This window comes from Streptomyces sp. NPDC059866 (assembly GCF_042731325.1).
In the GTDB taxonomy this organism is placed as follows: domain Bacteria; phylum Actinomycetota; class Actinomycetes; order Streptomycetales; family Streptomycetaceae; genus Streptomyces; species Streptomyces flavusporus.
The window spans coordinates 111625-126481 of the sequence record NZ_JBHWJT010000018.1 but is presented as its reverse complement, the minus strand read 5'-3'; the positions used below and the strand labels follow the sequence as shown (position 1 = coordinate 126481).

Annotated in this window: 15 protein-coding genes; 5 read left to right on the top strand and 10 right to left on the bottom strand. The window is 69.4% G+C overall.

The window, feature by feature from the left end:
- Nucleotides 1-144: 144 nt before the first annotated feature.
- From ACFV7R_RS27380 to ACFV7R_RS27355, 6 genes are all read right to left on the bottom strand, one after another.
- Entirely contained in the window at nt 145-1014 is an 870-nt protein-coding gene (locus ACFV7R_RS27380; protein ID WP_385268026.1) for a helix-turn-helix domain-containing protein, read from the bottom strand.
- Between the two features lie 44 nt (nt 1015-1058).
- On the bottom strand, nt 1059-1262 hold the full coding sequence (locus ACFV7R_RS27375) for a hypothetical protein (protein WP_385268025.1): 204 nt from the start codon (nt 1260-1262) through the stop codon (nt 1059-1061).
- A gap of 88 nt (nt 1263-1350) precedes the next feature.
- Nucleotides 1351-3738 (bottom strand): ATP-binding cassette domain-containing protein, encoded by a 2388-nt coding sequence (locus ACFV7R_RS27370; protein WP_385268023.1) that lies wholly within the window; start codon nt 3736-3738, stop codon nt 1351-1353.
- A 164-nt stretch (nt 3739-3902) separates the two neighbouring features.
- Nucleotides 3903-4313 (bottom strand): VOC family protein, encoded by a 411-nt coding sequence (locus ACFV7R_RS27365; protein WP_385268021.1) that lies wholly within the window; start codon nt 4311-4313, stop codon nt 3903-3905.
- Between the two features lie 10 nt (nt 4314-4323).
- A complete protein-coding gene (locus tag ACFV7R_RS27360; RefSeq protein ID WP_385268019.1) occupies nt 4324-4767 on the bottom strand; it encodes a helix-turn-helix transcriptional regulator in 444 nt (147 codons plus the stop codon).
- Nucleotides 4768-4912: 145 nt separating this feature from the next.
- Nucleotides 4913-5392 (bottom strand): MarR family winged helix-turn-helix transcriptional regulator, encoded by a 480-nt coding sequence (locus ACFV7R_RS27355; protein ID WP_385268017.1) that lies wholly within the window; start codon nt 5390-5392, stop codon nt 4913-4915.
- 131 nt (nt 5393-5523) lie between these two features.
- Between ACFV7R_RS27355 and ACFV7R_RS27350 the strand changes: the two genes are divergently transcribed.
- The 3 genes from ACFV7R_RS27350 to ACFV7R_RS27340 all read left to right on the top strand — a co-directional run bounded on the left by ACFV7R_RS27350 (nt 5524) and on the right by ACFV7R_RS27340 (nt 8520).
- A complete protein-coding gene (locus tag ACFV7R_RS27350) occupies nt 5524-6570 on the top strand; it encodes a hypothetical protein (protein WP_385268015.1) in 1047 nt (348 codons plus the stop codon).
- A 281-nt stretch (nt 6571-6851) separates the two neighbouring features.
- Nucleotides 6852-7187, top strand: a complete 336-nt coding sequence (locus ACFV7R_RS27345; protein WP_385268013.1) for a hypothetical protein — start codon at nt 6852-6854, stop codon at nt 7185-7187.
- Between the two features lie 169 nt (nt 7188-7356).
- Nucleotides 7357-8520 (top strand): NAD-dependent formate dehydrogenase, encoded by a 1164-nt coding sequence (locus ACFV7R_RS27340; protein WP_385268011.1) that lies wholly within the window; start codon nt 7357-7359, stop codon nt 8518-8520.
- A gap of 26 nt (nt 8521-8546) precedes the next feature.
- Here the strand turns inward: ACFV7R_RS27340 and ACFV7R_RS27335 are convergent, their stop codons facing one another.
- Complete coding sequence (locus tag ACFV7R_RS27335; protein ID WP_385268009.1) at nt 8547-9470, bottom strand: polysaccharide pyruvyl transferase family protein; 924 nt, start codon at nt 9468-9470, stop codon at nt 8547-8549.
- Between the two features lie 168 nt (nt 9471-9638).
- On the opposite strand from ACFV7R_RS27335, the gene ACFV7R_RS27330 reads away from it, so the two are divergent.
- A complete protein-coding gene (locus ACFV7R_RS27330) occupies nt 9639-11117 on the top strand; it encodes a glutamate-cysteine ligase family protein (protein ID WP_385268007.1) in 1479 nt (492 codons plus the stop codon).
- Between the two features lie 197 nt (nt 11118-11314).
- Here the strand turns inward: ACFV7R_RS27330 and ACFV7R_RS27325 are convergent, their stop codons facing one another.
- Nucleotides 11315-12448, bottom strand: a complete 1134-nt coding sequence (locus tag ACFV7R_RS27325) for a glutathione-independent formaldehyde dehydrogenase (protein WP_385268194.1) — start codon at nt 12446-12448, stop codon at nt 11315-11317.
- Nucleotides 12449-12639: 191 nt separating this feature from the next.
- On the opposite strand from ACFV7R_RS27325, the gene ACFV7R_RS27320 reads away from it, so the two are divergent.
- Nucleotides 12640-12831, top strand: a complete 192-nt coding sequence (locus ACFV7R_RS27320) for a hypothetical protein (protein WP_129803187.1) — start codon at nt 12640-12642, stop codon at nt 12829-12831.
- Nucleotides 12832-12870: 39 nt separating this feature from the next.
- On the opposite strand, the gene ACFV7R_RS27315 is transcribed toward ACFV7R_RS27320, so the two are convergent.
- Both ACFV7R_RS27315 and ACFV7R_RS27310 read right to left on the bottom strand, forming a co-directional pair.
- Nucleotides 12871-13485 carry a GPP34 family phosphoprotein gene (locus ACFV7R_RS27315; RefSeq protein ID WP_385268005.1) on the bottom strand — a complete coding sequence of 205 codons (615 nt, stop codon included), beginning with the start codon at nt 13483-13485 and terminating at the stop codon, nt 12871-12873.
- A 44-nt stretch (nt 13486-13529) separates the two neighbouring features.
- Nucleotides 13530-14555 carry an alcohol dehydrogenase gene (locus tag ACFV7R_RS27310; RefSeq protein ID WP_385268003.1) on the bottom strand — a complete coding sequence of 342 codons (1026 nt, stop codon included), beginning with the start codon at nt 14553-14555 and terminating at the stop codon, nt 13530-13532.
- Nucleotides 14556-14857 lie beyond the last annotated feature (302 nt).

The window sequence follows — 14857 nt, the reverse complement described above, 5'->3', positions numbered from 1 at the left end:
GCGCGCATCACGGGCGCCGTCACCCACCACCGGCTGCGGCCGGCGCGGGCCAGGGACTCGCGGCGCTCTGTACCGGGGCGGGGGGACAAGCGCTGGAGCTGGTCCAGGAACGCCGACCCGGAGAAGTCGCGCTTGCCGCCCCTGTCATCCCTCGCGGCGCACGACGGCCGGTGTGGTGTCCAGGCGGGCGCGCATCACCCTGGTCAGGTGCTCCTGGTGGGAGAACCCGCACTCGATCGCCACCTGCCCGATCGGCGCGGACCCGGTACGCAGCAGCCGGCATGCGTGCTCCAGACGCAGCCCCAGCAGGTACTGGTGCGGCGACTGCCCCGTGCTCGCGCGGAACTGGCGCGTGAACTGACTGGAACTGAGCGAGGCCGCTGCGGCCAGGTCCGTGATCGGCAGAGGTTCGGCGAGCCGCTCCCGCATGAGGTCCCGTACGGCGGCGAGCTGCCGGTCGGAGAGCCCGGAGCGGGCGGGCGACGGCCCGGCGGGACGGGAGGCGTGCCGCCGGGCGAGCTGCGCGGCGAGCATGCCCGTCAGATGGTCCACGTACGTACGGGCCGACGGCTCCCAGCGGCGCACGACACCGTCCAGCGCGATCATGAGCTGTTCGGCGAGCGGATCCGTGACACCCAGTTGTTCGGACAGCTCGACCGGTTGCCCCTCGTTGGCCTCGCGCAGCGCCTGGTCCGTCAGATAGGCGTGCACCGTGTCGAGACCGCCTCCGAGCTCCACGCTCAGTTCCCGGCCGGCCGGCTGCAGGAACAGGCCACCGGCCGGGATCGCCCGTGACCGCGCCGTGCTGCCCTGACCACGCCGTACGGTGACGGGCCCGCTGAGATGAAGGATCAGCAGATGGGTGGGGGCGGGAGCGAACGTCGCCCGGTAGGACTGTTCCTGCTGGGAGGAGACGTAGAGGTGCTCCCATCCGAGCCCCGCGCTGCTGTACCGGGACCGTACGCCGGGCCGACGCAGGATCCCCACCGTATCGACCAGTCCAAGCTCCCGCACGGTGCGACCTCCTCGTAGCACCACTTCATTAGTTGAACAGTGAATCACAAGGGGGTGAGTGCGTCGAGGAGGCAGGCCCTTCCACAGGCCGCGAGGCCCAGAAGGAACACCGCTGTGCCGCAGCCCGGCCACCACCGGTGTGCATGACCGTCGAAGTGGTGAATGGCGTCGGTGATCCCCGCCGCGACCAGGATGACGCCGACGATCATCACGAGATGCGCGCCGGTGAACGCGTAGTAGGCGAGCATCTGGCGACGGGCCGGTTCGGCGCCTCCGGCCGGCTGCAGTACGCCGGCCGGAGGACCGTCCTCTCACAGTGTCCGCAAGGGCCCCGCCTCACATGCCGACATAGGCCGCCAGGTGCTCGCCGGTGAGGGTGGAGCGGGTGGTGACGAGGTCGGCGGGGGTGCCCTCGAAGACGATGCTGCCGCCGTCGTGGCCGGCGCCGGGGCCGAGGTCGATGATCCAGTCGGCGTGCGCCATGACCGCCTGGTGGTGCTCGATGACGATGACCGACTTGCCGGAGTCGACGAGCCGGTCGAGCAGGCCGAGCAGCTGCTCGACGTCGGCGAGGTGGAGGCCGGTGGTCGGCTCGTCGAGGACGTAGATGCCGCCCTTGTCCCCCATGTGCGTGGCCAGCTTCAGCCGCTGCCGCTCGCCGCCGGACAGCGTGGTGAGGGGCTGACCGAGGGTGAGGTAGCCGAGTCCGACGTCGGCGAGCCGGTCGAGGATCTTGTGCGCGGCCGGCGTGTGCGCCTCGCCGGAGCCGAAGAACTCCTCGGCCTCGGTCACCGACATCGCGAGCACCTCGCTGATGTCGCGGCCGCCGAGGTGGTACTCCAGCACCGATGCCTGGAACCGCTTGCCCTCGCAGTCCTCGCAGGGCGTGTCGACGCCGGCCATCATACCCAGGTCGACGTAGACGACGCCGGCGCCGTTGCAGGTCGGGCAGGCACCCTCGGAGTTGGCGCTGAACAGCGCCGGCTTCACGCCGTTGGCCTTCGCGAACGCCTTGCGGATCGGGTCGAGCAGTCCGGTGTACGTCGCCGGGTTGCTGCGCCGGGAGCCGCGGATCGGGGCCTGGTCGACCGCCACCACACCCTCGGCGGCGGGAATCGAACCGTGCACGAGCGAGCTCTTGCCGGAGCCGGCGACGCCGGTGACGACGGTCAGCACCCCGAGCGGGATGTCGACGTCGACGCCCCGCAGGTTGTTCGCCGTCGCGCCGCAGATCTCCAGCGCGCCGGTGGGCTTGCGCACCGACTCCTTGAGGGCGGCCCGGTCGTCGAGATGGCGGCCGGTGACGGTGTCGGAGGCCCGCAGCCCCTCGAGGGTGCCCTCGAAGCAGACGGTGCCGCCCGCCGTACCGGCACCGGGGCCGAGGTCGACGACGTGGTCGGCGATCGCGATCGCCTCCGGCTTGTGCTCCACGACGAGCACCGTGTTGCCCTTGTCCCGCAGCCGCAGCAGCAGGTTGTTCATCCGCTGGATGTCATGGGGGTGCAGGCCGATGGTGGGCTCGTCGAAGACGTAGGTGACGTCGGTGAGTGAGGAACCGAGGTGGCGGATCATCTTGACGCGCTGCGCCTCACCGCCCGACAGCGTGCCCGACGGCCGGTCGAGCGCGAGATAGCCGAGGCCGATCTCCACGAACGAGTCGAGGGTCTGCTGCAGCGCGGTGAGCAGCGGCGCCACCGACGGCTCCTCGAGGCCGCGGACCCACTCGGCGAGGTCGCGGATCTCCATCGCGCAGGCGTCGGCGATGGAGATCCCCTTGATCTTCGACGACCGGGCCCCTGCGCTGAGCCGGGTGCCGTCGCACTCGGGGCAGGTGGTGAAGGTGACCGCCCGCTCCACGAACGCCCGGATGTGCGGCTGCATCGATTCCTTGTCCTTGGACAGGAACGACTTCTGGATCTTCGGGATCAGGCCCTCGTAGGTGAGGTTGATGCCGTTCACCTTGATCTTGACCGGCTCGCCGTAGAGGAAGGCCTGCGTCTCCTTCGTGGTGTACTCGCGGATCGGCTTTTCCGGGTCGACGAAGCCGGACTGGGCGTAGAGCTGCACGGTCCACTGGCTGTCCGACTTCCAGCCGGGGATGGTGAACGCGCCCTCGGACAGCGACTTGGAGTCGTCGTAGAGCTGGGTGAGGTCGATGTCGGAGACGGTGCCCCGGCCCTCGCAGCGCGTGCACATGCCGCCGGTGCGTTCGAAAGTCGCCTTCTCGGCCTTGGTCTTGGTGCCGCGCTCGACCGTGATCGCCCCGCTCGCCCGGACCGAGGCGGTGTTGAAGGAGTACGCGCCGGGCGGGCCGATGTGCGGCTCGCCGAGCCGGCTGAAGAGGATGCGCAGCATCGCGTTGGCGTCGGTGGCGGTGCCGACCGTGGAGCGGGGGTCGGCACCCATCCGCTGCTGGTCGACGATGATCGCGGTCGTCAGCCCGTCCAGCACGTCGACCTCGGGCCGGGCCAGGTTCGGCATGAAGCCCTGCACGAAAGCGCTGTAGGTTTCGTTGATCAGCCGCTGCGACTCCGCGGCGATCGTGTCGAACACCAGCGAGCTCTTGCCCGAGCCGGACACGCCGGTGAACACCGTCAGCCGGCGCTTCGGGATCTCGATGCTGACGTCCTTGAGGTTGTTCTCGCGCGCGCCGTGCACGCGGATCAGATCGTGGCTGTCGGCAGCGTGCAGCACAGGCGACTGCGCGTCCGTCGTCTTGGCCATGCTTGTCTTCGTCTCCATCTCTCACGCGGGGTCGCCTACACGAGGAACAGCGAAACACCGCGCACCCTACGCCGACGTGTCCGCCCCCCGGATCTCCTTGCCGAAGGTTGTGCCGGGGGGAGTCGATACGCGGGGTCGGTTCCGGGCTGCGATCGCCGGACGGCTCAGCTCTTCTCCTGGATGCGGATCAGATTGCCCGCGGGATCCCGGAAGGCGCAGTCGCGGACACCGTACGGCTGCTTGGTCGGCTCCTGGACGACCTCGGCGTCGCCGGCCTGCACCCGCTCGAAGGTGCCGTCGAGGTCACGGGTGGCCAGCAGGATCCAGCCGTAGGTGCCCTTGGCCATCATCTCGGCGATGGTGCGGCGCTCGTCGTCGGTGATGCCGGGGTCGGCGGCCGGCGGCGCCAGGAGGATGGACGTGTCGGGCTGGCCGGCGGGGCCGACCGTGATCCAGCGCATCTTGCCCTGTCCGACGTCGCTGCGGACCTCGAAGCCGAGCGTGTCGCGGTAGAAGGCAAGGGAGGCGTCCGGGTCGTCGTGCGGAAGGAAGCTCGCGTGAATGGTGATGTCCATGGCAGCCACGCTAGCCACGGCTCGGGGTCGGTGCTTCTCGATTCCTGATCGGTCTGGTCACCTGTTTCGCCACGCACGACGGCATCCCCGCCGTCGCGCGCGCCGCCTCGCGCCGGTAGACGCTGGGCGGTACGCCGACCAGCTCGGTGAAGCGCGTGCTGAAGGTGCCCAGCGACGAGCAGCCGACCGCGAAACAGACCTCGGTGACACTGAGATCGCCACGGCGCAGCAGCGCCATCGCGCGCTCGATGCGCCGCGTCATGAGGTAGCTGTACGGCGACTCGCCATAGGCGCGCCGGAACTCGCGGCTGAGATGGCCGGCCGACATGTGCACGCCGCGGGCGAGCGCCTCGACGTCCAGCGGCTGCGCATACTCCCGATCGATCCGGTCACGAACGCGACGCAGCCGCGCGAGGTCGCGCAGATGCTGCGTCGAGGCGGGTGTGCTGGTCACGGGCCAGATCCTACGCCGCACCGGACCGCCCCACACCGCCGACGACCCACCTCGTCCCGCACCCTCCCGCCAGACCCAACTCCCAGTCCCACCCGGCGCGTTGCTGCTCCTGTTGCTGCCGGCCGGCACCTCCTGCAGCCGTGTCTCACTCGGCCCAGGGCTTGAAGCCGGTGTCGAGAACGGCTTTCAGGGATGCACGCAGCCGGGCTGCCTCGTCGGCGCCGAACTCCTCCTCGAACTGGGCCTGCACGGCTTTCCACAGCGGCAGCGCCGCCTTCAGCCGGGAAAGGCCGTCCGGCGTGACGGTGACGATCCGTGCGCGGCGGTCGGCTGCCGACGGCTCCACGGTCACCAGCCCCTCGCGGGCGAGCGGCTTGAGGTTCGTCGCCAGCGTCGTGCGATCCATGGCGATCATTTCGGCAAGGCTGCTGATCGTCACGTCCCCGTGCGCGCTGAGCTTCTGCAGGATGCTGAACTGCGTGGCCCGAAGACCGACCGGGGCCAGCGCCTTGTCGTAGGTCGCGCCGAGGTACCGGGCCGCCTTGCGCAGTGCCAGGTTGTTGCACGCGTCGGCGGGGTTCGTCGGCGTAGCGGTCATGATCTCCTCCAGAGCCTTCCCCACCATGATACGAGCTTATGCTCGTAACTCCTTGCCCTCCCATAAATACGAGCATATGCTCGTAACTGTAGTCGCGGCGCGCGCACCCCTCGTCCCACCTCCCGCGCACCCCGCGCCCTCCGTCAGAAAGCCCCTTCATGGAAACCCCCGCAGCGTCCGCTCCCGAGCGCGACCACACACTCTCGGCAGCGACTGAGCCCTCGCCCAAGCCCCACAACGCCGCTCGCCGCCGGCCGCCGGTGAGGTCCTGGCTCCAACCGACACTGATCGCCCTCGTCGTCGTGGCGGCCTTCCTCGGCTGCTACGTCGGTCTGCAGCGCGACCCCCAGCCCCATCAGGTCCCCATCGCCGTCACCGCACCGGACCTGCCGGGCGAGATACACCAGGCCCTCGGCGACAGCGTCGACATCCACCCGGCTGCCGACACCGGGGCCGCCCGCGACGCGCTGGAGCGCCACGACGTCGTCGCCACCCTCAGCACCGACGGCCCGGACGGACTGCGCCTGGAGATCGCGGGAGCCGACGGCCCGTCCACCACATCGGCGGTGAAGACCCTCGTCGGCGCCTACGCCCACGGCGCGGGCAAGCACCTCACCACCGAGGACGTCGTTCCCCTGACCCACTTCGACGCCCGGGGACTGGCCGGCTTCTATGTGGCCTTCGGCGTGACCCTGGCCGGCTTCGTCCTCGGCTCGAACGCCCTCGGACTGGCCGGGCACCTGAACCTGCGCCACCGGTTCCGGCTGCTGGCCGGCGCCTCTGTGGCCATCGGCACGGTCGCCGCGATCGTCGCCGGACCTGTGCTGGGAGCAGTCCCGGCCCCGGTCGTTCCGCTGATCCTCACCCTCACGCTCCTGGCAGCCGCCGCCGCCTTCACGACCAAACTCCTCGGCACGTATCTCGGCCCCATCGGAGTCCCCGTCGCCACCCTGCTGCTCCTCACTCTCGGCAACGCCACCAGCGGTGCCGTCATCGGCGCCGACCTCCTGCCCGCCGCGGCCCGAGCCGTCTCCGCCCTGCTGCCACCGGGCGCCGCCGTCCGCGCCATCACCGACCTGAGCTACTTCAACGGCGCGCACGCAACAGGCCCTGCGATCACGCTCGCCCTGTGGGCCGCCGTCGCCGCGCTCCTGCTCGGCCTGCGCCCCCGCCTGATGCGACGGCGCGCCGCAGCCGCGGCTTGATCCGTCAGGACGTGTCCGGTGGATCGGGCCGGTCGTTGGAGTCCGGTGGACAGCCCCATCCCGGGTGAGAGCGATCGAGAGGTGCCATGGACAACCGAACCCGTAAGCGGCGTGGCGGCGTGGCTGCCCTTGTGCTGGCCGGCGCGGTCATGGCGGTGGGCTGTACGGAAGGAGGAGACAGGCTGGACGGGGCCCCGGCCGACGAGAGCAGCACGGCGTCGCCGGCTCGGACCGGGACGCCGAGCGCGTCGGGTTCTCAGCCGTCCAGGAGCCCTGAGGTCGTGCTGAAGGGGACTTGGTTCAATCACACGATCGCCAGCCAGAATTCCTTCTACACGCTCACCGTGGACGACAAGGGGGAACTCGTCAGCCTCGGCAGCCCGGCCGGGCGGGACGGCGACATCTGCGACGGAAGCCTCACCGGGAAGAAGAAGCTGAAACTCGTGCTCGACTGCCTCAACACCAATGACCTCAAAGTCGGGCCCGCACAGGAGGAGAGGGTGTACCGGGCCGAGGTGTTCGTGACAGAGGCCGCGGAGGCAGGGATTGCCGGACAAGGCCCCACCCTCGTGGCGCAGTGGGAGGACGGACGCATCGACTACCTCACCAAGAGCTGATGCACGGCAGGTCAACGGCGTTGCCGCTCCGCATCAGCTCAGCAGGCCACTGCCCGCGGGGTTTGCAGCGCCTACTCCCACTCGACTAAAATTCAAGATCGTCGGTGCCGACCGGTTTACATGCCCGACCGGTTTACCGCAGCAATGGCCCCACCGATGGAGGACGGCCATGGCAAAGATTATTGCGGTGCTCTATCCGGATCCGGTGGGCGGTTATCCACCCGACTACGCCCGCGACGAGATTCCCGCCATCACCGGTTACCCGGGAGGTCAGACCGCGCCCACCCCGCAAGCCATCGATTTCACCCCGGGACAGCTTCTCGGCTGTGTCTCGGGCGAACTGGGACTGCGCCGCTTCCTGGAGGAGCGGGGCCACACGTTCGTCGTCACGTCCGACAAGGAGGGCGCGGACTCCACGCTGGACCGCGAGTTGCCCGACGCCGACGTGGTGATCTCGCAGCCCTTCTGGCCCGCCTATCTGACCCCCGAGCGAATCGCCGCCGCTCCCCAGCTCAAGCTGGCGATCACCGCGGGGATCGGGTCGGACCACGTCGACCTGCCGAGTGCGATCGCCCACGGCCTGACCGTGGCGGAGGTGACCTACAGCAACAGCATCAGCGTGTCCGAGCACGCCGTCATGCAGATCCTCACCCTGGTGCACAACTACCTGCCCGCCCACGAGTGGGTGACCACCAAGAAAGGCTGGAACATCGCCGACAGCGTCTCGCGCGCCTACGACCTCGAAGGAATGGACGTCGGCGTCCTCGGCTCCGGCCGTATCGGCCTGGCGGTGCTGCGCCGCCTCAAGCCGTTCGACGTCACGCTGCACTACTGCGATGTGCACCGGCTGCCCCAGGAGATCGAGCAGGAGCTGGAGCTGACCTGGCATCCCGACGCCCGGTCGCTGGCCCCCGCGGTCGACGTGCTGTCGATCCACACCCCCCTGCACCCGCAGACGCAGAACCTCTTCGACGACGAACTGATCGGGGCCATGAAGCGGGGTTCGTACATCGTCAACACGGCACGTGCGCTGATCGTCAACCGCGAGGCCGTGGTGCGGGCCCTGAACAGTGGTCAGCTGGCCGGGTACGCCGGTGACGTCTGGTATCCGCAGCCGCCACCACCCGACCATCCCTGGCGCACGATGCCGTACGAGGCGATGACACCGCACGTGTCCGGTACGACCCTCTCCGCGCAGGCTCGCTATGCCGCCGGCACCCGGGAGATCCTGGAGAGCTGGCTCGACGGGCGACCCATTCGCCCGGAGTACCTGATCGTCGACAGCGGCGGTCTCGCCGGAACGGGAGCGCGTTCCTACACGGTCGCCGGATGACGGCCAGGGCGGAGCCGCGGGGCCAACTACCCGACGGAGCAGGGCCCCAGGGCCTGAAGCAGCTCGTCCGTGCCGTCCCGTACGACGTCGCCCTGCCGGAGCTGCTGCTGGATCCGCCGGGCGGTCCCGCGCCCCGCGGTCAGACACCACTCCCACCAGCGGTCCAGCCCTGCTGCGTCGAGCCGTTCGGCCGCGAGCAGCGCGGGCCAGCCGCAGGCCCGCGCCTGCGCGGTCACCTTCGCCCCGCCCGCGACCGGGTCGACCACGAGCGCGGGCTTACCCGCCCGCAGTGACAGAACCAGCCCGTGCAGCCGGTCCGTGACGACCACGTCCAGCCGGGCGAGGACGGACGACAGCTGGGCCGGTGTCGCGCACAGCCGCCAGTCGTGCGTGTCGAGGCGGGTCTCCAGCTCCAGGCGCGCACAGTCCTTGCCGGTCAGCCAGCGGGTCACCACGGCAGCGACCTCGGCGTGCCGCCGCTGCGGCCCGTACTCGTGCTGGCCGTGCGTGAGGATCACCCCGACGACCGGCCGGGCCGGGTCGGCGGGCGCCCCGGCCGACAGATCCACCACCGGCTCGGCTCCCGGGGCGTCGCGCGCCAGCACCTGGTGGAACCCGGTGACGGCCGCACTGGCGGGATCGATGACGGATGTCCCGACCGCGACCCGCACACAGTGTGCGAAACGCCGGTGCAACGCCTCGATCTGCGGCCCGTGCAGCGGTCCGCAGACGAACACCAGGTGGGAGTACTCCCCGGGCCGCACCTGCTCCAGGTGCAGCGCCTCCGGCCGGAAAACCGGGCTCCAGACCACGTCGTACGCAAGCCCCGCCCGCACAAGTACCTCCTCCACCCGGCGCAGGGCCAACACGTCCCCGGCGGTCGCCTCCCCGTCCCGGAAGCTGCTCCACCCGACAATCAGAACGCGCCGCCGTATCCCCACAGTGCGCACGGGTGCCCGCTCCGGCGGTGGACAATCACCGGTCGGAGGGAGGCCCGGGCAGCACCTGGCACGAGCAGTACGTCGCTGCAGTGATCCACATCCCGCCTGGTCAGGGTCGCCCGGTGGTGCGACGCTGGAAGGTGAGAGGTGTCCGAGGACGGGAACCCGGGAGGGCCGATGGGACGGGACGTCCCGGCGTTGGTCTTCACCCGCGAGGACCGCCGCCGGTACCGGATCAAGATGCAGGAGTGCCTCGACGCGTTTGCGCAGATGCTGCGCGAGTCACGGTTCGAGTCCGGGCGGCCCCAGGTGGGACTGGAGATCGAGCTGAACCTGGTCGACGACGAGGCCGAGCCGACGATGCGCAACGTCGATGTGCTCGAGGCGATCGCGGACCCCGCCTGGTCGACCGAGCTGGGCCGCTTCAACCTCGAGATCAACATTCCGCCCCGCCGGCTGACGGCGGGCGGCCCCGACGACTGGGAGTCCGAGATCCGCGGCGCGCTGAACCACGCGGAGCAACGCGCCCGGTCGGTCGGAGCACACCTGATCATGGTCGGCATCCTTCCCACACTGCGGCCTGAGGACGTCGGCGAGGCGGCGCTGTCGGAGAACCCCCGCTACCGACTGCTCAACGACCAGATCTTCATGGCTCGGGGCGAGGACCTGCGCCTCGACGTGGACGGTGTCGACCGGCTGCGCACCTACGCGGACACGATCACTCCGGAGGCGGCGTGCACCAGCACCCAGTTCCACCTCCAGGTGTCCCCGGAGGAGTTCGCCGACTACTGGAACGCCGCACAGGCGATCGCCGGGGTCCAGGTCGCGCTGGCCGCCAACTCACCGTTCCTGTTCGGCAAGGAACTGTGGCACGAAACCCGCATCCCGCTGTTCGAGCAGGCCACCGACACCCGTCCGCAGGAGATCAAGGTGCAGGGAGTGCGGCCCAGGGTGTGGTTCGGAGAGCGATGGATCAACAGCGTCTTCGATCTCTTCGAGGAGAACCTGCGCTACTTCCCGGCACTGCTGCCCCTGTGCGACGAGCAGGACCCCGCGGAGACGCTGGACCGCGGCGACATCCCCGAACTGGCCGAGCTCACCCTGCACAACGGCACCATCTACCGCTGGAACCGTCCGGTCTACGCCGTCGCTCACGACAAACCCCATGTGAGGGTGGAGAACCGAGTACTGCCCGCCGGCCCGACCGTCGCCGACACCCTCGCCAACGGCGCCTTCTACTACGGGCTCACCCGCGCCCTGGTCGAGGAGGAGCGGCCGGTCTGGTCACGGATGTCCTTCTCGGCCGCCGAGGAGAACCTGCACACGGCGGCGCGGCACGGCATGGAGGCGCGGCTGTACTGGCCCGGCATGGGCGAGGTGCCGGTGCCCGAACTCGTCCTGCGGCGTCTGCTGCCGCTGGCGCACCGGGGGCTGGAACGCTCCGGCATGGACGAAGCCTGGCGAGAGCCGCTGCTCGGCATCATCGACCAGCGGTGCGTCACCGGCCGTAACGGAGCGGTGTGGCAGAAGGAGATGTTCCACCACATCGACGCCTCCACCCACACCGGCCGCCACGAGGCCCTGCGGCTGATGACGCAGCAGTACATCGACTACATGCACCTCAACGCCCCGGCCCACACGTGGCCGGTCGACTGACCCAGGTCCTGCACGCCTCCCAGGGCACAGCAGGCCCCCGCCGTGCCCGGAGCGCATGGTTGACCGGCTCCGACGGCATGACGGGGGCGGGATGGCCCGGTGAGGGCCCGGAAGCACGCACCGGCGGTCTCCGACGCCGTGACTTCAAGGTCGCCGACGAGCTCGTCGAGTCCTCACCAGCGCATGCGGACGGCGCCCTACGGATGCAGGACGACCTTGGTGTAGCCCTCGACGCGCTTGTCGAACTTGTCGTAGGCCTCCGGTGCCTGGTCCAGCGACACCTCGTGGGAGACGACGAAGCTCGGCTTCGCCCGACCCTCGATGATCATGTCGCGCAGGTGCCGGTTGTAGCGCTTCACGTTGCACTGGCCCGTACCCATCCGCAGGCCCTTCTCGAAGAGCTTGCCGATGGACACGAGGAGCATGCCCTTCTTGGCCTGCTCGTCCGGGCCTCCGGGGTCGGCCGGCACGTACAGGCCCGGCACACCGAGGGCACCCGTGGGGCGAACCGTCTGGACGAGCGAGTTCAGGACCGTCGCGGGCTCCTCGTGGTCGACGTCCTTGGACATCGCCTGGTAGCCGACGGCGTCGACGCCCTTGTCGGTGCCGGCCCCGTCCGTCTGGTCCTTGATCTGCTGCACCGGGTCGCCCTCCGCGAAGTTGATCGGGACGGCGCCGATCTCCCGAGCCTTGTCGAGCCGCTCGGGGATCCGGTCGACGACGAAGACCTTCGCCGCGCCGCGGAGCAGCGCCGAGTACGCGGCCATGAGCCCGACCGGCCCGCCGCCGTACACCGAGACGCTCTCGCCCGGGCGCACCTGGGCGAGTTCACAACCGTGATAGCCGGTGGGGAAGATGTCGGCGAGCAGAATGAAGTCGGTCTCGTGCTCGTTTCCCGGCGGCAGCTTCAGACAGTTGAAGTCGGCGAACGGAACGCGGAGATATTCCGCCTGACCGCCCTTCCACGGGCCCATGGCGACATAGCCGTAAGCCCCGCCCGAGAAACCGGGGTTGACGGTCTCACAGAAACCCGTGTACCCCTCGACGCAGTTCCTGCAGAACCCGCAGGCGACGTTGAAGGGCATGACCACACGGTCGCCCTCCTTGAGGGAGGTGACGCCCTGGCCGCATTCCTCGATGATTCCCATGTTCTCGTGGCCGAACACGATTCCGGGCTCTGCCGCCGTACGTCCCTCGTACATGTGCAGGTCCGAGCCACAGATCGCCGTGGATGTGATCTTTACGATCACGTCGTTCGGTTGCTGGATGGTCGGCTTGTCGACATCCTCGATCGCGACGCTGAAAGGTCCTTTGTAGACGACGGCTTTCATCTCTTCCATCTCCTGACCGGTGATGTGCACGCGGATTGTCCGCGGGAGCGCCCCCGTTTGTGTGACCTACTCCTCATGGTTCTCTTGCCCGCGGGCTGGGGCAAGCCGGTAATCTCGGAAGAACACTCATCGCGCATCGTTTTTTGCGTATCGCGCTTCGCACCGAGACCCGTGAAGGGAGGTCGGGACACGTGATGGCACAGCGGCTCGGAACCTTGCTCGTCCCTGTGCTCGGCCTGTCCGGCACCTCGTACCCGCCCGGCACCACGGTCACCGTCCGCGGCCGTGGCGCAACTGTCGACGGGTTCGTGAACGGCGACTGGCTCCCTCTTGCCTGGTGGGAGTTCTCCGACGGCCTCCGCGAGGACATCGCCGAGCCCTGACAGATCCGTCCCGGTCCCGGCAGGAACAACCGAGGGTCGTCATTCGCCGCGCCAGATGTTGTCGAACGCGGCCTGCTCGATGGCACGTCGTTGCCGTATGGCCTCCAGTTGCACCAGTGCGTCGTGCACGGCGGCCAGCACGGTGTCCACAGCGTCGTTGTGCGCACTCGGGGAGTCGGCAGAGTCCTCCCCGGCCCGGCGATGGATCCCGATGGCGGCCGCCAGGGCAGCCAGGGTGGGCTCGTCCGAGGCCCAGTGTTGTGCCGCCGCACGGTGGTCCGGTGTATCGGCCGGCACGACACTGCTGGTCCGGAAGGGGTTCCTGCGGTGGTGTTGCCGACGGAGCTGTCCTTCCGCTTCAAGGGCCGCCAGATACGCCCCGGACAGACCGCGACCTCTGCGCCACAGCCAGTCGCCGACCGTCTCGTACGGCGCTTCGCGGACCAGTGACGATGCGGCCTGATCCAGCAGGGAGTCGGGTGCGGTCGGCCGGTGGCCGGGCACGATGTGCTCGCCGTCCAGGGTGATGGCCTGGGCATCGAGGAGATCGAGCACCTCGGCTCCTGCGAGAGCGAGCGAGAGGTCGCCTTGTTCCACGGGGTGGTTGGGCGCCACGTCGATGGCGATGATCATCAGGTCCCGTGATGTGGTCATGGATCGGCTTCGCCTCGAGATGCTGGAACGTGAGCGGGGTGTTTTCAGCGGGGTGTGAGCACCATACGGAACCGTGCGGCGCCGGAGAGCATCTTCTGGTAGGCCTCATCGGCCTGGTCCAGCGGCATGATCTCGGTCATCGGGCGGATCCCGTGCAGGGCGCTGAATGCCATGGTGTCCTGCACGTCCTGCGCGGTGCCGGACGGATGGCCGCGCACGATCAGGCCTTTCATGATCAGCTGGGCCGGGCTGATGCCCATCGGGTCGAAGCTCGCGCCGATGACCACCAGTTCGCCACGATGGGACAACCCGTCGACGGTCGCCGTGATCGCGTCGGAGCTGCCGGCGGTGGCCAGCACGACCTTGGCGCCGCCGAGGGACTGCAACGCCTCCGCGACGGGGGTGTCCGCCGTGCTGTCGATGTAGTGGTGCGCGCCGAGTTGCTTGGCGAAGTCGGCTTTGGCAGCTCCGCGGGCGATGGCCACGGTCTCGAAGCCCATCGCTACGGCGTACTGCACCCCCAGGTGACCGAGACCGCCGAGGCCGAGTACAGCGACCAGGTCACCCGGCTGTCCGGAGCTGCGCCGCAGTCCGTTGTACATGGTCACACCGGCGCAGGCGAAGGGCCCGGCATCCGTGGGCGCCAGCGCGTCGGGGATCCGGGCGAGGGCATCCACCGGTGCGATCACCGCCTCGGCGAAACCGCCGTCGTATGCCCATCCGGGAACCTTCAGATTCACGCACACGATGAAGTCGCCCTGCCGACAGGGCGTGCAGTGGCCGCAGCTGCCGCCGAACCAGCCCATCGCCACCCGCTCACCGGCGCGCCAGCCGCGGCTTTCCGCGCCCTCACCGAGCTCTTCGATGCGCCCGGCGATCTCATGCCCGGGAACCAGAGGAAACCGTATGCCCGGAAACGCGGCGTCGACCATGGCGGCGTCGCTGTGACAGATGCCGCAGGCGTCCACAGCCACCCGTACCTGGCCCGGACCCGGCTGCGGTACCTCACGCTCAACGATCTCGAACGGCCCGCCAGGGGCCGCGACCTGCGCGACGCGATATGTATTCATATGGATCTCTCCCCGGATCTGGGGCCGCAGCCCTGCACTTCCAGCAGACCAGTTCCGCTCCGATCGCGCGCGCCGGAATGCCGGCCGGCGAGCTGTGCGGCTCGGAGCCGGAGCGGCCCACGATCGGCGCTCGGTGCAGCGGCGCTGCTGTTGCCGGCGTTCCTTTCCGGCGGGGCTGAGACCGGCGCACTCCGAGCGAGGTTGCTGAGGCCGGGTGCGGGAGGGCGAACGCGATGCGCGACTCCCGGAGAGGAGTCGCGCATCGCGGTGATACGGCTGCCACTGTCAGCGGTGGCGTCCAC